General features: G+C 40.2%; 17 protein-coding genes and 1 pseudogene. 13 read left to right on the top strand and 5 right to left on the bottom strand.

Translation table 11 applies throughout. The features are described 5' to 3' along the window. The 4 genes and pseudogenes from DQ356_RS10895 to DQ356_RS10880 form a co-directional block, all read right to left on the bottom strand. Positions 1-89, bottom strand: a pseudogene (locus tag DQ356_RS10895) (aminoglycoside adenylyltransferase); the annotation flags it as partial. A gap of 190 nt (positions 90-279) precedes the next feature. After that, entirely contained in the window at positions 280-1,227 is a 948-nt protein-coding gene (locus tag DQ356_RS10890) for an aminoglycoside phosphotransferase family protein (protein WP_114304532.1), read from the bottom strand. Positions 1,228-1,788: 561 nt separating this feature from the next. After that, entirely contained in the window at positions 1,789-4,713 is a 2,925-nt protein-coding gene (locus DQ356_RS10885) for a M16 family metallopeptidase (protein WP_114304531.1), read from the bottom strand. 261 nt (positions 4,714-4,974) lie between these two features. Beyond that, positions 4,975-6,318: a dihydroorotase gene (locus DQ356_RS10880; RefSeq protein WP_114304530.1), complete on the bottom strand. Its 1,344-nt coding sequence runs from the start codon at positions 6,316-6,318 to the stop codon at positions 4,975-4,977. A 210-nt stretch (positions 6,319-6,528) separates the two neighbouring features. Between DQ356_RS10880 and DQ356_RS10875 the strand changes: the two genes are divergently transcribed. The 9 genes from DQ356_RS10875 (at position 6,529) to ribA (ending at position 13,887) form a co-directional block, all read left to right on the top strand. Continuing rightward, on the top strand, positions 6,529-7,986 hold the full coding sequence (locus DQ356_RS10875) for a lipopolysaccharide biosynthesis protein (protein WP_114304529.1): 1,458 nt from the start codon (positions 6,529-6,531) through the stop codon (positions 7,984-7,986). Continuing rightward, a complete protein-coding gene (dut, locus tag DQ356_RS10870; protein WP_114304528.1) occupies positions 7,983-8,417 on the top strand; it encodes a dUTP diphosphatase in 435 nt (144 codons plus the stop codon). The genes DQ356_RS10875 and dut overlap by 4 nt, the downstream gene beginning before the upstream one ends. Positions 8,418-8,451: 34 nt before the next feature. Then, positions 8,452-9,471, top strand: coding sequence for a sugar phosphate nucleotidyltransferase (locus DQ356_RS10865; RefSeq protein ID WP_114304527.1), 1,020 nt, complete (start codon positions 8,452-8,454; stop codon positions 9,469-9,471). Positions 9,472-9,583: 112 nt separating this feature from the next. Then, positions 9,584-10,411 (top strand): DUF4292 domain-containing protein, encoded by an 828-nt coding sequence (locus DQ356_RS10860; RefSeq protein WP_114304526.1) that lies wholly within the window; start codon positions 9,584-9,586, stop codon positions 10,409-10,411. Then, complete coding sequence (locus DQ356_RS10855) at positions 10,411-11,967, top strand: peptidoglycan DD-metalloendopeptidase family protein (protein ID WP_114304525.1); 1,557 nt, start codon at positions 10,411-10,413, stop codon at positions 11,965-11,967. Before DQ356_RS10860 ends, DQ356_RS10855 begins: the two co-directional genes overlap by 1 nt. A gap of 35 nt (positions 11,968-12,002) precedes the next feature. Further along, the gene (locus DQ356_RS10850) at positions 12,003-12,188 is read left to right on the top strand and encodes a twin-arginine translocase TatA/TatE family subunit (RefSeq protein ID WP_114304524.1); all 186 of its coding nucleotides are present in this window, start codon (positions 12,003-12,005) and stop codon (positions 12,186-12,188) included. Positions 12,189-12,199: 11 nt separating this feature from the next. Then, positions 12,200-12,811 (top strand): DUF4254 domain-containing protein, encoded by a 612-nt coding sequence (locus tag DQ356_RS10845; protein ID WP_114304523.1) that lies wholly within the window; start codon positions 12,200-12,202, stop codon positions 12,809-12,811. Further along, complete coding sequence (locus tag DQ356_RS10840) at positions 12,808-13,263, top strand: hypothetical protein (RefSeq protein ID WP_228420715.1); 456 nt, start codon at positions 12,808-12,810, stop codon at positions 13,261-13,263. Before DQ356_RS10845 ends, DQ356_RS10840 begins: the two co-directional genes overlap by 4 nt. 15 nt (positions 13,264-13,278) lie before the next feature. After that, positions 13,279-13,887, top strand: coding sequence for a GTP cyclohydrolase II (gene ribA, locus DQ356_RS10835; protein WP_114304522.1), 609 nt, complete (start codon positions 13,279-13,281; stop codon positions 13,885-13,887). A 93-nt stretch (positions 13,888-13,980) separates the two neighbouring features. Here ribA and DQ356_RS10830 read toward each other — a convergent pair whose 3' ends face one another. Next, positions 13,981-14,490, bottom strand: a complete 510-nt coding sequence (locus tag DQ356_RS10830; RefSeq protein WP_114304521.1) for a hypothetical protein — start codon at positions 14,488-14,490, stop codon at positions 13,981-13,983. 104 nt (positions 14,491-14,594) lie between these two features. On the opposite strand from DQ356_RS10830, the gene DQ356_RS10825 reads away from it, so the two are divergent. The 4 genes from DQ356_RS10825 (at position 14,595) to DQ356_RS10810 (ending at position 19,144) form a co-directional block, all read left to right on the top strand. Continuing rightward, positions 14,595-16,298 (top strand): glycoside hydrolase family 3 protein, encoded by a 1,704-nt coding sequence (locus DQ356_RS10825; RefSeq protein ID WP_114304520.1) that lies wholly within the window; start codon positions 14,595-14,597, stop codon positions 16,296-16,298. A 29-nt stretch (positions 16,299-16,327) separates the two neighbouring features. Then, positions 16,328-17,473, top strand: coding sequence for an N-acetyl-alpha-D-glucosaminyl L-malate synthase BshA (gene bshA / locus DQ356_RS10820; RefSeq protein ID WP_114304519.1), 1,146 nt, complete (start codon positions 16,328-16,330; stop codon positions 17,471-17,473). A gap of 174 nt (positions 17,474-17,647) precedes the next feature. Further along, positions 17,648-18,907 carry a DUF2851 family protein gene (locus DQ356_RS10815; RefSeq protein ID WP_114304518.1) on the top strand — a complete coding sequence of 420 codons (1,260 nt, stop codon included), beginning with the start codon at positions 17,648-17,650 and terminating at the stop codon, positions 18,905-18,907. Further along, a complete protein-coding gene (locus DQ356_RS10810; RefSeq protein ID WP_114304517.1) occupies positions 18,908-19,144 on the top strand; it encodes a PspC family transcriptional regulator in 237 nt (78 codons plus the stop codon). Positions 19,145-19,220 lie beyond the last annotated feature (76 nt).

Genomic DNA, 19,220 nt, shown 5'->3' with positions numbered 1-19,220 from the left:
AGTGAACTTGTCAGAAGAAGAACTCTTACATCTTCGTTTTTCTCCGACCATTCTATAATTGTTCTTAACTTTTCTTCTCTGACTTTCATTTTGTTTGGTTCGGTTTTACTATGTCGTACAATGGTTCGGGGCTTTGCGAGGGAGCGGATTTTATGCACAAACGCTCTATCGAAGAACCGAACTACAAATTTAGCAAAAAGTTTCATACGAAGCACTTAACCCGCTCTCTTGCAAAATCCTTGTTACCTGCTGGCTGGTTTTTTTGAAATGTATATATTTTTAGGTTGCTATTTTATCAACTTCTTTCCTTAAATAATTCAAATTGGTTTCATATTCTTCCAAATTAAGTTTATCAAATTGTAGTTGTTCAATGAATTCAAAAATATCTTGAAGTTTTCTGCTTATCTGATAATAGCGTAATGTACTTTCGTTTATTTGATAATCGGGATTGAGTTCATAATATCTCTTCATAAACGAATTGAAATATGGTTGCTCGTAAAAGCCGAATATATCTGCCTCGGGTGGTGCAAACGTTATCCCTTCCCAATCTATAAGATACAATTGCTGTTTGTCAGAGATGATGTTCCAATGATGGATATCTGTATGACATAAACAATTCTTCAAACTCTGTCCTTTTAAAAATTCGGACAAGTTATTCCATTCATTCACTTGATTTTTAATAGTTAAAATACTGGGTTTTAAAACCTCCTGGATATCAGCTTTTAAATCATCAAATTTTCTTTCCGTCCAATCCAATAATTTAGAGATGAACGAAAGCTCAAATGTTTCAGAAATCTGTTCAACATCAAAAGGAAAATCTTTTAAATTATGTAGTTGACTAACAATTTCGGCTAATTGTATGACTTGTTCTTCTGTCAAATTCTGTTCCGCAACTGTTTCTCCATCAATGTAATCAAACAAAATGTAGAGATAATTTTCATCTTCGCACTTTAAATTTCCGAATTGAGTTTTAACTAATCGAATTATTTTTCCGTTAAGTGACGTTTGATTCTCAATCCAATTCACTATTGGAAGATAAATATCTATATGTTCAGTTAAATAAGATGTCGATTTTCTACTTTTTTCGTAAACTTTTAAAAAGTAAAATTTTCCATTTCCACTTTCAATTTTATAAGCTAAGGAAGCCCAACCACCTCGCAGTTTAGAAATCAAGTTCGTTTCGATATGATATTTTTCTTGTAATATTTTTATCAATATTTCATTCATCTCTTAAAACGGATTTTTGTTTTCAGCTTGCAGGTAACACCCAAATGTACGCATATATTTTAAATAAGCAACAATAAGTGTTAAAATTAATAAAATAAATGCAATTCCTTGTTTTTTAAATAATTATACCTACTCTTGAGCGGGAAAAGAGAATGCAGATCAGGAATTCTTGGGCAATATTAAGAAATTTTAACACATACAAAATACGCATCTTTTTATGAATTTTTCTGATAAATATTTTCAGTTTACATTGGGATATCATTACGGAAAAGAAGTGATCTAGATAACATTTGATAAAAATAATGAACTTATTCAGATTCTGCGGCAAAATACGAGGGCACGATGGCCGGCTTCACACAACACAACCTAAATACGAAGGTTAAATATCGTTGATTGTTTTCAGAAAATTAGACCCGGTCTTAGGTGGATCAAAAGTCAGGGAATCTCCCTATCTCCTTCCTGTCTCCTTTACGTTTTTGTGATTGAAAAAGGTCACAAAAAAACCCTGAAACCGCTCTTGTCAGAGTCCGTTTCAGGGCGCTTTATAAAAGGATGCAGTTTTTAGTAACCGAAAAGTTCCTCCAGGGAGATTTTCTTTACTTCGCCTATCTTTTTCAAATCGTCCATTTTCACATTTTTTTCAGAAGCAACGAGCGCGTAAGTGTACGGCTTACCGCTGAAATGGGTGGTGTGAAATTTCTTTACATCAGCCATCGTAATTTTATCAACGCTGGTGTACATCTCCTTGCGAATGTCATCTTTCAATCCAAGCTGCTGCGCTGCGAGATAACGGAAAATAATGTCGTCCTGCATCACACGTTCAGTCTGGATGTCTTTCTTCACCTGGCTTTTGGCCAGTTCCAGATTGTCGGAAAGTTCCGGCATCTTGGTCAGCAGTTCGTTCATAGCTCCTACGGCATCACCAAATTTATCGGCCTGTGAACCTACATAGCTCATCATATAATACTGATCGGATTTTTTCTGAGGCTGCACGTAATACCCGTAAGTACTGTAGGCCAAAGCCTTACTTTCGCGGATGGTCTGGAATACAATAGACCCCATACCGCCACCGAAGTAATTGTTGAACACGTTCACCAAAGTGGTTTGCGCAGGATCGTACGCTGTAGTATTCCGGATCCAGCGGGTTTCTGCCTGTACCATATCATAATCAGTGAAAAGCACCTGATTCTTGCTCTGGGCCTGCTGTTTGAACGTTTTCGCAGGTGCGGCAACCGCAAAATTGGCAGGCACCTTATGAAGGGATCCGAGTTTGGCCGTCAGGTTTTTCAGCGATTCAGGGCCGTAATAAATCACCGTCTGCTCGTAATTATTCAGGTTTTTCATTCTGTCCACCAATTCCTGTGCAGTAACGGCGTTCAGTTCGGCATCAGAAAGGGTGTTGTTGAATTTATTCTTAGGACCGTATAGGGCATAGCTCGTAAGCCCGTTCAGAATAGCACCTTTGTTGGCTTTCGCATCTTTTCTGGACTTTGCGATTCTGGCTTTCAGAGCAGCCAATGCTTCTTCGCTTGGTTTTGCGTTCAGTACCAGGTCTTCATATAATTTCACTGCCTGATCAAAATTTTCCTGCAATCCTTCAATATTGACGGTGGTATATTCCTCACCGGTAGAAACGCTGAAACTGGAAGCGATTTTATAAAACTCTTTGGAAATATCTTCTGCAGACTTCTTATCTGTTCCCAAAAACTGAATATACTGTGCAGCCAAAGGCTGCTTCAGATCATTCAGAGAACCGATTTTGTAACGGTATCTGAGTCTGTACAGCTGATTATCCGTATTCGGAACGTAGAGCACTTCTGCTTTTCCGATTTTAGACTTCTGAATGTCCTTGTCAAAATTCAAAAACACCGGCTGCGAAGGCGTATTCGGCATGTCGTTAATCATTTTCACAAACGAAGACTGCTTGTCGGCATTCGTTTCTACAGGCGTGATGGAAGGCTTTTCTATTTTCTGAGGGTTTTTATTCTCGCCTTTTCTCTTCAAAACCGCCACATAGTTATTGCCCAGATATTTATTGGCAAAAGCCACCACATCTTCTTTTTTGATTTTAGAAAGGTCGTTCACATAGGCTACCTGATCTTTCCAATCGAGTTCGGAAGTAAAGGCATTGACTAGGCTTGAAGCGCGGTCGCCGTATTTCTCAGTCTCCTGAATTTTCTGTTTTTTGATATTGTTCACAATGGAAGGCAACAAATCTGCATCAAAGTTTCCTTTTTTTAAGTTTTCGATTTCCTGTAATACCAGCGTTTTCACCTCTTCCAGGGACTGTCCGGTGGTCGGTGCAGCACTCAGCCAAAGAACACCGTGATCCTGAAGCGTGTACGTGAAAGCACTTGCTCTCAGAAGTTTTTGTTTTTTAACAAGATTCAAATCTAAAAGTCCTGCCTTTCCGTTGGTTAAAATAGAACCAACCAAATCTGCCAACAATACATCTTTATCTTTATTTCCCGGCAACCTGAAACCAATAGAAATACTTTCTGCATCCGGGCCTGTAATTTCTTTGATCACCGGTGCAGTGAAAGGAACTTCCGGCTGGAAGGTGTATTTCGGAATGGGTTTGTATTGCATGTAGGAAAACGCTTTATCAATTTTGGCAATCGTTTCATCCGGATTAAAATCTCCCGACATCACGATACCCATATTGTTAGGCACATAATAGGTGTTGAAATACTTGCGGATTTCCACCAGCGAAGGGTTTTTCAAATGTTCTACTGTTCCGATGGTGGTTTGTTTTCCGTAATTGTGATTTTGGAAAAGATTGGAAAACAGCGTTTCAAAAACCTTAGATCCGTCGCTGTCCAGCGATCTGTTTTTCTCTTCGTAAACGGCTTCCAGCTCGGTATGGAAAATCCTAAGTTGTGGATTGCGGAAACGCTCAGCCTGCACGGCGAGATATTTATCCAGTGAGCTGGCCGGAACATCGTCGGTATACACCGTTTCTTCAAAGCTCGTCCACGCGTTAGTTCCCTGTGCGCCCATCGCCGACATCATTTTGTCGTACTCATTGGCAATAGCAAACTTAGAAGCTACTCCGGAAATAGAATCGATCTGTCTGTAGATCGCCTTTCTTTTCGTTTCGTCTTTGGTTTTGTTGTACTGCTCATACAGGGCATCAATTTTGTCCAGCTCCACTTTTTCTCTCGCCCAGTCCAAAGAACCGTACTTATCGGTTCCTTTAAAAAGCATGTGTTCTAAATAATGGGCCAGTCCTGTATTGGTGGCAGGATCGGTTTTGCTTCCGGCTTTGGTTGCCACATACGCCTGAATTCTGGGATCCTTTTTTGTAGGGCTCAGAATAACTGTCAGTCCGTTTTTCAAAGTATAAAAACGGGCCTGCGTGGGATCATTGGTTACATATTTATACGTGTAACCGCCACTTTTTGCTTCTTTCCATTGGTAGTCCTGCGCCTGAGCAGAGAACATGACCGCAGCGGCAAAAAGCATCAGAATCTTTTTCTTAAACATAGTATTCGTTGATTTGTAAGTATTAGACGTTATTTTATGTGAATTGTTTCATTTACAACAAAAAATCTTCAACATTTTTCGGCGAAATAACCTGCAGAGCACTTTAGGGTAAGTTTCCAGAGACTGTTCAGGTTTTAAATTTTGCAACTTTCTTGGATTTCATTCCATGAATTCTTCAACTTTCTTGGATTTGGCTCCTCGAATTTATATGTTTAGATCCATCAGCGGATCACTAAATGAACAGAAATTACAGTGTAAAATTTACCTGATGGGCCTGTCAAACAACAGCCGTTCCCCTCTTTTCTCCTCTGATACTTTTCCGTTCTCATAAGCTAAGTATCCATTCACAAAAGTGTGGGTTACTTTGGCGGAAAATTCGGTTCCTTCCAGAGGACTCCAGCCACATTTGTACAACAGATTGTCTTTGGAAACTGTCCATTTCGAGTCCAGATCGACCAGAACCAGATCCGCTTTATACCCTTCCCGGACAAATCCCCGTTTTTCAATCTCAAAAATAATCGCCGGATTGTGACACATTTTCTCCACGATCTTTTCCAGAGAAATCCTGCGACGGGCATGCATTTCCAGCATCGCTACCAAAGAATGCTGCACCAGCGGCGCTCCCGACGGACATTTCGTATACACCTGATCTTTTTCTTCCGAAGTGTGCGGCGCATGATCGGTGGCAATCACATCGATTCTGCCGTCCTGAAGCGCTTTCCACAAGCCTTCTTTATCTTCATTTGTTTTTACTGCCGGGTTCCATTTAATCAGCGAACCTTTCGTATCATAATCTTCGTTGGTGAACCAAAGGTGATGCACACACACCTCAGCCGTTATTTTTTTCTCTTTTAAAGGAATATCATTTCTGAAAAGTTCGGTTTCCCGAGCGGTGGACACGTGATAAATGTGAAGCCGCGCTCCGGTTTTCTTGGCCAGCTCCACTGCTTTGGAAGACGAAAGATAACATGCTTCAGCGCTTCGAATCAGATGATGGAACTTCACGGGAATATCATCGCCGTACTGTTTTCTGTATTCCTCAGTATTTTCCCGGATGGTTTTTTCATCCTCGCAGTGAACACAGAGCGGCATTTTCACTTTAGAAAAGATCTCCTCCAGAGTGTCGGGATCATCCACCAGCATATTTCCTGTTGAAGAACCCAGAAACAGCTTGACGGCGGCGACATTTCGGGGATTGGTTTTCAGGACTTCCTCCAGATTATCATTCGTTCCGCCCATAGAAAATGAATAATTCGCAAACGATTTCCCCGCAGCAATTTGATATTTCTCCTCCAGAAGTTCCTGAGTAACGGCATTGGGAACCGTATTCGGCTGTTCGATGTAGGAAGTGACCCCACCGGCAACAGCAGCGCGGCTTTCGGATTCGATGTCGCCTTTGTGCGTGAGTCCCGGTTCACGAAAATGCACTTGATCGTCGATAACGCCGGGCATCAGATATTTCCCTGAAGCATTAATAATCTGATCCGCTTCATCTTCAGAAATATTTTTCGCAATGCGGGAAATGATATCGTTCTCAATAAGCAGATCACTTTCAGAAAGCTTATTTTCATTGACGATGGTGGCATTTTTAATTAAGATTTTCATATTTAACAGATTTCAAATGTCAAAATATCAGCTTTCGGATACTGATGACAGACGGGTTTCATTTCTACAAATTTAACTGAATTTGCGCTAAAGACAAATGATTGGAAGGGATAATGTTTTCACAGACCTGTTTGTTTTTATCGATTAATTTTAAACAGGCTTCGAACTCACCTCTATTTTTTTACCTTTGCGGAATCAAAAAATCAGAAATTGTATAAGAAACTGTTCGGGCAGACGGCGATGTATGGACTGACAACCATTATTATCCGGCTGTTTCCTTTTATTTTAAGTCCTTACATTTTCGAGGCTTTCGGGCCGACGGCTTATGCGCCGTACGCAGATTTTTATTCGGTGGCGGGAATCATCATCGTGTTGCTGACGCATGGTATGGAAACCACGTTTTTCCGTTTTGCGCTGGATGAAAAGGACAGCAAGAAACTGATCTCCACCGCCTTTTTCAGTGTGCTTTTCGCAGCACTTTCTTTCCTTATTTTGGGATTGGCTTTCCGGGAACCGCTTGCGGTAGCCTTCAAAACTCCGGATCAGGTTCACCTGCTTTCTCTTTTGGTGATGATTCTGGCACTGGATGCTTTTTCGGCAATGCCTTTTGTTATCCTGAGGAAACAGGAAAGGCCGCTGAAATTTGCTGTCATTAAAACCATCAATGGCATCATCAATTTCTGTCTGGTGATCTTTTTCATTAAGATACTCCCCTCTTTTCCGCAAGGAATTTTAGGCTTGAAATACAGCCCGGAATTTGGAATCGGATATGTATTTGTTGCCAATCTTATCGCAAGCGCAGTGACTTTCCTTCTGTTGAGCGGTGAGGTTTTCGCAGCCAGAATCCGACATTTTGACCCAACACTTTGGAAGAAAATGCTGAAATATTCGCTCCCTATTATGTTTGCAGGCTTGGCCGGAATTGTGAATGAAACCCTGGACCGGCAGTTCCTCAAATTCCTGTTACCCGACGGTATTGCGCAGGAACAGTTAGGAATTTATGGAGGAGTAACAAAAATTGTCACCTTTGTTTTGCTCTTCAAACAGGCGTATGTTTTGGGAGTTGAACCTTTCTTCTTCAGTCATTCTAAAAATGAAAATTCAAGGGCGACCTATGCCCGACTGATGGATGTTTTCATCACGGCCAACTGTCTTATCATCTTATTTCTGACGGTAAATTTGAGTTGGCTCGCCCCACTGTATCTTCGAAATCCGGCGTATTTTATAGGCATTGATATTCTTCCGGTTCTGTTTATAGCAACACTTTTTCTCGGAATTTATCTGAATCTTTCGGTGTGGTATAAGCTGACGGACAGAACGGTGTATGGTGCTTATATTTCTGTGGCAGGAGCTGCGGTAACCATTGTGATTAATGTGGTCTTTATTCCCCAATTTGGATATTGGGCCTCCACTTGGGCTACTTTAGCTGCGTATTTTGTCATGATGATGATTTCTCTGATTTGGGGACAGGCCAGATTCCCGATTCCTTATCATTTTTACAGGAATACCGTCATTATTTTAATCACCATCGTAGTTGCATTGGCATATTACCAAAATTTGAAACAATACATTTTGCTGGGAAATATAATCTTCTTAGTTTTAGCAGCGGTTTTTATTATCAACCAAAAGCTGATCCCCACAAGGATGTTAAATAAAATAAAGAAATGAACATAAAAATCATCAATAAATCAAAACACAGTCTCCCGAAATACCAGACGCCATGTGCCGCCGGAATGGATCTGTACGCAGATCTGGAGGAACCGGTGACGCTGAAACCGTTGCAGAGAAAACTAATATCGACAGGACTTTCTATCGAATTGCCTGAAGGCTTTGAAGCGCAAATCCGCCCCAGAAGTGGCCTGGCGTTGAAAAACGGAATCACGGTTCTGAATGCTCCGGGAACGGTTGACGCAGATTACCGTGGCGAAATCGGGGTGATTTTAATCAATCTTTCCGATACCGAATTTACTGTGAAAGACGGCGACAGAATTGCACAGATGGTGATTGCCCGGCACGAGTGTGCTACCTGGGAAGAAACCTCGGTTCTGGAAGAATCGCAGCGCGGTACAGGAGGCTTCGGAAGCACCTCAATTCATTAAAATTCTAATAACTTATTAATATTTATTCAAGTTCATGAAAATTATTGTCCCTATGGCAGGAAGAGGATCCAGACTGAGACCTCACACCCTCACCGTTCCTAAACCCCTGATTCCTATTGCAGGCAAACCCATTGTGCAACGTCTTGTAGAAGATATCGCAAAAGTGGCCGGAGAACCTATTGAAGAAATTGCCTTTATTATTGGTGATTTTGGATGCGAAGTAGAAGAAAAACTGCTTCAGATCGCCGAGAAACTGGGCGCAAAAGGCAGCATTTATGTTCAGGATGAACCTTTGGGAACTGCACACGCCATCAAATGTGCCGAAGAATCCATGCAGGGAGATGTAGTGATTGCCTTTGCCGATACGCTTTTCCGTGCAGATTTCGATCTGGACAAAAATTCAGACGGGGTCATCTGGGTAAAGAAAGTAGAGGATCCGTCAGCTTTTGGGGTGGTGAAATTAGACGATTACGGGTTCATCACCGATTTTATAGAAAAACCGAAAGATTTCGTTTCGGATTTGGCGATTATCGGAATTTATTATTTCCGTTCAGCGGAAAAATTAATGGAGGAAATTAACTATATCATGAAGAATGATATCAAGCAAGGGAACGAATATCAGCTGACCACCGCTCTAGAGAATCTCCGCGAAAAAGGCGCTAAATTTTCTTTGGGAAAAGTGGACGACTGGATGGATTGCGGCAATAAAAATGCGACCGTGGAAACCAACGGAAAAATCCTGGACTATGAAAGACATGAATTTATGATATTTCCCGATACAGCAAAAATTGAGAACAGTCTGATTATCCAGCCTTGTTTTATAGGTGAAAATGTGGTCGTTAAAAATTCAAAAATTGGCCCATGTGTATCTCTCGGAAACGGAACCCGGATTGAAAATTCAAACATTCAGAACTCCCTCATTCAGGAAAACACCCTGATTGACCACGGAAACCTCAACAATTCTATGATCGGAAATTCTGCTCAGTATTTTGGAGTTTCGAGGGAAATCTCGTTGGGTGATTTTTCTGTGCTGGACTTTCATTCTAAGGCTTAACCTTCTTTGAAAAAATACTTTTTTTACCAAAAACCACACAAAACATTTTGTGTGGTTTGGCGTTAATATTGTAAAGCCTCTACCCATCAGTCTTATAACAACTCACCATCAGATGAAAATACCAGTACTCATCCTTCTTGCAGCCCTTTTTCTTGGGTCGTGCAAAGCCAAAAAAGCGGTAGAAACTGACAGTGCTGCCGACAGCCTGGCGATGAATCTTCCCAAAGATCTCAGCAAACCGATGAATGCTGATCTCGTTTTTTATGAAAATGTGCTGTTGCCGCCTCAATTTGAGCAGGTAAAAATCTCCAGCAAACTGAGTGTTGAAACCGACAAAACTTACCTTCCTACGCTGGATGCGACAATCTATATCGAAAACAACCAAAAGGTCTGGATGAATCTTACCGCTTTCTTTATCAATGTTGCCCGTGGTATTGCAACTCCAAACGGCATCAAAGCCTTCAACAGGGCTGACAAAACGTATATTGATTCAGATTTCGACTACCTCAACAGCCTGCTGAACACCAATTTCATCAACTATAAAAGCTTGGAAAAACTACTGATGGGAAGAACGTTTATCAGAATCAGTAGCAGAGAATTCATGCTCACGAAAACCACGTCCGGGTATAAAATGGCATCAGTGATCAATCAAAAAATGGAATCGAACGGAAGCGTCAGGGAATATCAGGTGGAATTACATTATGCTAATAATTACGATTTGATACAGGTGGTCATGCAGGATACTCAATCGGCAGATGCACTGGAAGTCCGGTACGACAACTGGGAAAATTTCCGGAATTACCGTTTGCCAAAAAATGTTAAAATAATTATAAAAGGGGCAAAAGCAGGACAAATTATGCTGGAAAACACGAAATTTGATGATTCCAAAATTAACACTCCTTTTTCCGTTCCCGGAAGTTATAAGAAAATAGAAATCTGATGATGAAAAAAATTGGTCTTGTAGGTGCTGTTTTATTGTTCGGAATTTTATTTGGCCAAAAAAAAGAACAGCTGCAACAACAGAATGCAGAATTAAAAAAACAAATTGCCGGCATCAATTCACAACTTGCCAAAACCCGGAGTGAATCCCGTCTTTCCATTGCCTATCTGGAAGGGGTAAAGAAAAAAATAGAACTCCGCGAAAAAGTTTACCAAAATACACAAAAGGAAAAACGATTTATTGAAGATGACATTTATCTTCGTCAGTTAGAAATCAACAGGCAAAACCGTGAGTTGGCGGTTTTGCGGCAAAACTATGCCAAGGTACTCGTGAATGCTTATAAAAACCGGGATCTCAAAAACAAAGTCACTTTCATCCTTTCTTCCAGAAATCTGGGAGAAGCCATACGAAGAGTCCAGTATTTACGCTTTTATTCCGATTATCAGGACAAACAGGCAGCCAAGATCTCTCAGGCTGCTGATCTTTTGAAGAGATCCATTGAGGAAAGATCCAAATCGGTGCAGCAGAAAGAAATCCTTCTGGCCAATCAGCAAAAGGAAATCACAACGATTAATGTTGAAAAACAACAGAAAGAAAAACTGTTGGCTGAATTTAAAAAGAATGAAAATACCCTCACTGCCGAACTGAAGCAGAAACAAACCCAATCCAGAAAACTGGAGGGCGAAATCCGCTCTATCATTGCTGAAGAAATGCGAATAGCCAAAGCGGAAGAAGAAGCCCGAAAAAAAGCGGAAGCAGAAAAAATCCGCTTGGCCAAAGAAGCTGCCGCCCGCGAGAAAGCCAAAATAGATGCTGAAAATAAGGCAAAAGCAGAAGCACTTGAAAAAGAAAGGCTTAGAGCGGAGGCAGAGGCGAAGAAAGCCGCAGATTTAATGGCTAAAAAAGAAGCTGAAGAAAAGAAAAGAGCTGAAGAAGCCGCGAAAAGTGCCGCCACAGCAAGAGACGAAACGCGAAGACAGGCTGCTGCTAAAGAAGCGGCAGAAGCAGCGGAACGCTCAAGAATTGCCAATGAAAAACTGGCCGCTGCGAAAGCCGCAGAAGCAGAACTCGACCGAAAAAAAGAAGCGGATAAAAAAGCGGCTGATACCAAAGCCATGACCAGCTTCGGGGTATCTTCCAATGCGGCAGAGAGCTTTGCCCAAAACCGTGGCAGAATGACCATGCCGGCGTATGGAACAATAACACACAGATTTGGGAGACAGGCGCATCCGGTTTTCAAAAATATTGTAGAAGATAATATTGGAATCAAAATAGCGGTAAGCAAAGGCACGACAGCCAAGAGCATTTTCCCCGGCGTGATTTCAAAAATAAACCTTTCGTCCGACGGATCCCGTTTCGTGACCGTAAAGCACGGCGATTATTTTACCGTATATGCCAACCTTTCCAGCGTTTCCGTAAAACTGAACCAACAGGTATCTGCAGGAACACCAATCGGTGTGATAGGCGAAGATTTCGATGGCACCTATACCCTGGATTTTCAGATCTGGAATGGAAAGACACTTCAACCCATGGATCCACTAGGCTGGATTAACTAAAAATAATCTAAATTTGCAAATAAAATAGTACTGAGATGGGATTAGGATTTAAAGAAATATTGATCATAGCACTGATCATCATTGTTCTTTTCGGGGCAAAAAAGATTCCGGAACTAATGAGAGGAATGGGCTCCGGCATCAAAGAATTTAAAGATGCCGTGAAAGAGGACGACAAAAAGAAACCGGAAAATCCGCAAGGAAATACCGAAAACAGCAATTAATCACGCTATTGATGAAGGCTTTTTCAGAAACTGCCTGGGAAATTTTCAATCAGGCGATAACGGATTATCATCTCGCAGATGATGTTGATACTTCGGCGAACAACCCTTTCCAAAAGGAAAGTTTGGAACATCTTTTGTATGCAAAAAACTGGATCGATACCGTTCAGTGGCATTTAGAAGATATCATACGTGATGAAAAAATTGTACCTGAAGAAGCGTTGAAAATTAAAAGAAGAATAGACGCTTCCAACCAGCAAAGAACTGATCTTGTAGAGTTTATAGACAGTTGGTTTCTTACAAAATACGAAAATGTTACTCCAGATAATAATGCCAAGATCAACACGGAAACCCCTGCCTGGGCAGTGGACCGGTTGTCCATTTTAGCATTAAAAGTATACCATATGGCTTTGGAAGCCTGTCGGGAAACCGCTACGGATGAACACCGCAGCAAGTGCCGGGAAAAACTGAATGTTCTCCTGGAACAGAAAAACGACCTCACAACTTCCATAGATCAATTGCTGGCTGATATAGAGAACGGTAAGGTGAAAATGAAAGTGTACAGACAAATGAAAATGTACAACGACGAAAGCCTGAACCCGATTCTTTATCAAAAGGCAAAATGATGAAAAAAATACTGTTTTCCGCTTTAATAATTTGTTTTACCCTCACCAACTGTGCAGTGGAAAAATTTAATATGTCGCCGCTAAACAGTACTATTTCTACAGGTAACGATTCCGGCTCCCTTGAAAGCAGACTTGGGAAAGCGATGCAGAATAATGTGAATGCTGCAGAGATTACCAATCTGATTTCCACATTTCCTAAATTCAGGAACGACGGGGTAAATCTGGAAGTAAGCCGGCTGAAACAACATTTGCAGAATTATCTTTATGCTTACGGTGCTTATGACATCAACGGCAAAAACCGTAACCTGAGAGAAATCGAAAGAACTTATAAAAAAATTCAAAGACTGAGGCAGTATCTGAACAAAGATGAAGACGAAATTATTAACAGATATCTCGTGAGATTAAAAACCAATCTTTCTGAATTGGAATCCGCATCTGCCCAAGCTCCTTAGCGAACAAATTATACCATGATTAAAATACAGGCGGAAGCCAATGTTCCTACCGAATATGGTAGTTTCCGGATGATGGCTTTCTCAGAAAATGAGAACGACTGGATGCCGCATATGGCTATTATCGCCGAAAATACAGATTTTACACGTCCTGTAAATGTCAGGTTTCATTCGGAATGTATCACAGGCGAAGTATTTCACTCCAAAAAATGTGAATGCGGACAACAACTGGACGCTGCCATGAAATACCTTCATGAAAACGGAGGCATCATTATTTATCTTCGACAAGAAGGGAGAAATATTGGAATAATCAACAAACTGAAAGCGTATGCGTTACAGGAAAAAGGTATGGATACAGTAGAAGCCAACCTTCATCTTGGACTTCCTGCGGACGACCGGAATTTTGATGTAGCGATCGAAATCCTGAAACTTATGAATATTTCAGAAATCAATCTGATTACCAATAATCCTGAAAAAATCCGGTTTGTAAAAAATAGTGACATTATTCTTCACCAAAGAATTCCATTACAGATGGAAACAACTAAAGAAAACGAAGGGTATCTGAAAGTAAAGAAAGATTATTTCGGACATTTTCTGGATACTCCGCATGACGATTATTTGAAATAATTTTAAATTAATTTTAAATTACTTTCAATCCATTAAAAAAGCTGCTTCTTTCCGGAAACAGCTTCTTTTTATTTATACGGTAATTGAATAAAATTAAAGTTTTACCGCTTTCGAATCATCAATATTGTAGTATTTAATGACACTGTTATAATCACTGTGGTCTACCTGAGCGTTTTTGTTGGTTCCAAAACTTGCGGGTACAATCACAATTCTGAATGTCTGTCCGTTGATATACTGAGGCGTAGTAGAAATGTCGTAATTACCGTTGGCATAGATAACGAAATCTTTTGATGAGAAATCAAAATCATAATCCAGTTCATTACCTCCGGCCAAATAAATTGTTTTCGGTATCTGTTGCCATACTGCTTCTCCTGTTGAGGTAGTCCCCGTTTTGCGATACATTAAAAGAACATCAGAATTATAAATATTCATGGTTCTGGAAATCGTATACCCGTCCGCTGCAGAATAAATGAAATCCACATTTGCTAGATCGTACACAACAGAATACGTGTCCTGATCTATCCTATCATCACGTGTTGTATCACAGGAAATAATCATAAAGCTGAAAGCAGCCATCATTAATAAAGTAAGTAATTTTTTCATTTGATATAAATTTTATAAAACATCCGATTCAAAACATATACCAATTTATCAAAAAGGAAAGACTTCACGGAAAATATCGTATTTTTGTTGATATCGTTTTTCCAATGAATCTTATCTCATTTATTTTCACTTTTATACTCCTGCTAAGCACTTCAGCTCAGTTTCACGGACAATATACTCCGGACAACTTCACCGAGAAAGAACACAAAAAAGCACAAGATTGGGTGGATGAAGCGTATCTTTCTCTTTCAGAAGATGAACGATTAGGACAGCTTTTCATCGTTGCGTTTTACACGAATAAAGGAGCATCGCACATCAGTTCCGTCAGAAATCTGGTCGAGAGCGAAAAAATTGGTGGTTTGATTCTGATGCAGGACAATGCGGAGCAACTGATCACTCTGGTAAATGAATTCCAGAAAAAGTCCAAAATTCCTCTCCTGATCGGAATGGACGCAGAATGGGGAATATTCCAAAGAATCGCAACTGCTCATAAATTTCCCTGGGCTATTACTTTAGGAGCCATTCAGGACAAAAATTTGATTTCTGAATTATCTGCGAAAATCGCTGAAGACGCGACGCGAATGGGAATCCACTGGAATTTCGCACCGGTTGTAGATGTCAACACCAATCCGAAAAATCCCATCATTGGCAACAGAAGTTTTGGATCTGAAGTTGATAATGTGGTAGCTTCTGCTTTTGCTTACACGCAGGGTTTGCAAAAAAACGGAATTCTGGCTGCCATCAAACATTTTCCCGGCCACGGTGACACAGATGTAGATTCTCATTTGGATTTGCCCGTGGTTTCACATTCCAAAAAAAGACTGGAATCTGTAGAACTCGCACCGTTCAAAACACTGATGAGCAAAGGAATCGGCGGTGTCATGATCGCCCATCTTTACGTTCCCGCTTTGGAAAATGAGAAAGGAATTCCCGCATCTATTTCCAAAAATATCATTACCGGTTTGCTGAAAGAAAAATATGGCTATAAAGGATTAATTATTACCGATGCACTGAATATGGGAGCGGTGGCAAAACGCTACCAACCCGGCGAACTGGATGCATTAGCCTTCAAAGCAGGTAATGACATTATGCTTTTTTCAGATGGCGTGAAAGAAGGGAAAAGACTGATTAAAGAGGCGATTGCCAAAGGAGAGATTTCACATCAACGCCTAGAAGAAAGTGTAAAAAAAATCCTGATGACAAAATATGTTCTCGGATTATCAGAATATCAGCCGGTGAACCCGCAAAATATCATTCGTGATCTGAATAACGAAAGCCACAAAAAATTATCAGAAAAAATGTACGCCAATGCGCTGACTGCACTTTGGAATAAAAAGTGCCTTCTCCCCTTTTCATCAGAAGAACCTTTTTATTATATTCCTTTGGAAGAAGCACCGTATCATACTTTTTACGATAAATTGAAATCAAAATCGGGAGTCATATTAAAAAAGCCAACAGAAATTGGCACGATTCCTAATAATTCTAAAATCATTATCGGATTTCACAAGGATAATTCCACAGCTTATAAACCCTATAAAATATCATCAGAAAGCAAAAAAATCCTGAGTCAGGTCAGTAAAAATCACAAAGTCGTCCTTACCGTTTTCGGTTCCCCTTACGGTCTTGCAGATGTAGATCTTTCGGGAATTCCTTCGGTTTTGGTTGCGTATGAAAATAATGACGATGCCATGAATGCAGCTGCTGACGCAATATTAGGCAAAACAAAAATCCACGGCAGACTGCCTGTTTCAGTGAACAACAGTCTGAAAGCCGGAGCAGGGGTCGACATCAAACCTTTAAAAAAATAACATAGAGCCATTCTATTGAATCTTTGAATATGAAAATAGGAATTCTCTGCTATCCTACTTACGGTGGAAGCGGTATTGTAGCTACGGAACTGGGCATGTCGCTTGCAAAAAAAGGATATGAAGTTCATTTTATTTCCAGTAATCTTCCGGCAAGACTGGATATTACTAATCCCAATATTTTCTTTCATAAAGTGAATGTTCAGACCTATCCGCTTTTCCAGTATCAGCCTTATGATATTGCGCTGAGTTCTATGATTTACCGTGTCGTGAATCTGTATAAACTGGATTTGCTGCACGCACATTATGCCATTCCGTATGCTTACGCAGCGTTCACAGCGAAACAAATGCTCAAAGAAGAAGGCAAAGATGTTCCTTTGGTCACCACGCTTCACGGAACCGACATTACCCTTGTCGGACAGCATCCGAGTTACAAGCACGCAGTGGAATTCTCTATCAACCAAAGTGATACAGTTACTTCAGTTTCTGAAAGCCTGAAAGCGGATACATTGAAATTTTTTAATATTGTAAAGGATATAAAAGTCATCACGAATTTTATCGACAATAAAGATTTCAAAGAATGTAACGACTGCCAACGAAGCCAGTTTGCAAACGATGATGAAAAAATACTGATTCACGTTTCCAATCTTCGTCCAGTAAAGCGTGTGGAAGAAGTGTTACAAATCTTCAAAGCCGTTCATAAGAAAGTAAAATCGAAACTCATCATTATCGGCGAAGGTCCGGATATGGAAAAAGTAACCCAGTTTCTGGAAGAAAACCCTGAACTTATCGACAAAATAAAACTGCTGGGCAAGGTGAATGATCTTTATAGAATTCTTCACCTTTCGGATGTATTTCTGCTTCCTTCAGAGCAGGAAAGTTTCGGGCTTGCCGCATTGGAAGCGATGGCTGCTCATACTCCCGTGATCAGCTCCAACGCCGGAGGAATTCCCGAGGTGAACATCCAAGGTGAAACCGGTTTTCTGGCAGAAGTAGGAAATGTGGAAGCGATGGCCAACTATACAATTAAGTTGTTGCGCGATGAAAAACTGCTGGAAAAAATGAAGAAAAACGCAAAGGCACAGGCGATTCGGTTTGATCTTCAAAACATTCTTCCTATTTATGAAGAAATGTATGCCAATACTTTGAAGGATTTTCGTGCGAAGGCGAAAAGTTAGTACAGAGCAAATTGGTATTTGTGATAAAAACTGTTAGGATTGAAATTGGGATTACACATCACTTGACAGTAAATATTTGAAAGAAAATATTCACAGAATTGTAAATAATCTTTAAATTTATTACAATTTTATGCCTAACAATAACTTTGCATCTTTGCATGGAATTATAAAACCATGAACGAGAAACTCCTTCAATATCTGTGGAAGTATAAGATTTTTAAAAATTTTGATTTTAAAGATACCGAGGGAAATGCCTTGGAAATACTGGATTTCGGAACATGGAATTACAATGCGGGCCCGGATTTCCTGCATGCGAAAATAAAAACCGGAGGGCTCATTCTTGCCGGACACATCGAATTACATCTTCGTTCCTCCGATTGGATTTTTCATAAACATTCTGGAAATCCTGAATATCAAAATGTCATCCTTCATGTTGTCTATCAGCATGATGCAGACTTAGAAGAATTCGTTAACTCAGGAATTCCTACACTGGAACTTTATTCTTATATTGATGAAAAAACCGTTCAGCAGTATCAGTATCTTCTCAATGAAAGTAAATTTATTCCCTGCGAAAACATTTTCAGTCCGGAAAAAGTTCCGTTTCAGTTTGCTGAAGAAAACCTTCTCAAAAAGCTGGATCAGAAATCTTTGGAAATCGAAGAAAGCCTAAAAAAATTCAAAAACGATTACGAAGCGGTTCTGTTTCATCGCCTTGCGTATGCTTTCGGGCTGAAAGTAAATGCTCAGATTTTTAAACAAATCGCTGAAAACATCGACTTTACCGTCTTGAAAAAAAACCTGCAAAATCAAGTTCGTTTAGAAGCACTACTGCTTGGGATGGCTGGATGGCTAAAGCAATCCCAAGACGCACAAACGACAATCTGGAAGCGGGAATTTGATTTTATTCAGCATAAATACCAATTGGCTGATGTGAATATTCATCCAAAATTCATGCGGCTCAGGCCTCCGAATTTTCCCACCATCAGGCTTTCTCAGTTGGCGCACCTTTACCACCGGGAACAAAATCTTTTTTCAAAAATCATTGCTGCAAAAAGTTTGAAAGAGGTCATTGCTGTTTTTAGCGGAATCAAAGCTTCTGAATATTGGGATTCCAGATATACCTTCGGAAAAATATCCGGTAATCCTTCGGAAAAATACCTCTCCCAAAGTTTTATCGAATTGATCCTTATCAATGCCGTTTTACCAGTAAAATATACATACCATAAATATCATCATGAAAATATTGCCGATGAAATATTAGAAATTTACAGCAAAATAAAAGGTGAAACCAACACGGTCACCCAAGGTTGGCAGGAACTGGGTGTTCACTTACGTTCTGCGATGGAAAGCCAGGCGTATCTTTATCATTACCACTATTTCTGCGAACCGAAAAATTGCTTACATTGCAGCATCGGTTATCAATTATTACATTAAATGCACGAGCCAAAATTCATCTCCAGTATCCGCCACAAAATAGAACGGGAATGGTTCGGAACCCTTACCAGAATGGGAACCAAGCTGGGAATTCCTGTGTCCAAACTGCGGGTCTTTTTCATTTATTCCACATTTGCCACAGTAGGATTTTTCTTTTTGGTGTATCTCATGCTAGCATTTTCACTTTGGGTGAAAGATATTTTCATTACCCGGAGACCCAGCGTTTTCGATCTGTAAATGTGATTTTGTAATGAATTTCTTTTTACTTATAATATAACAGCGTGACTCTGGTTTATTTTTGCCAGTGAAATTT

This window comes from Chryseobacterium lacus (assembly GCF_003336205.1).
Lineage (GTDB): Bacteria > Bacteroidota > Bacteroidia > Flavobacteriales > Weeksellaceae > Chryseobacterium_A > Chryseobacterium_A lacus.
The sequence above is the reverse complement of the archived record's forward strand: the minus strand, read 5'-3'. Positions and strand labels throughout refer to the sequence as shown.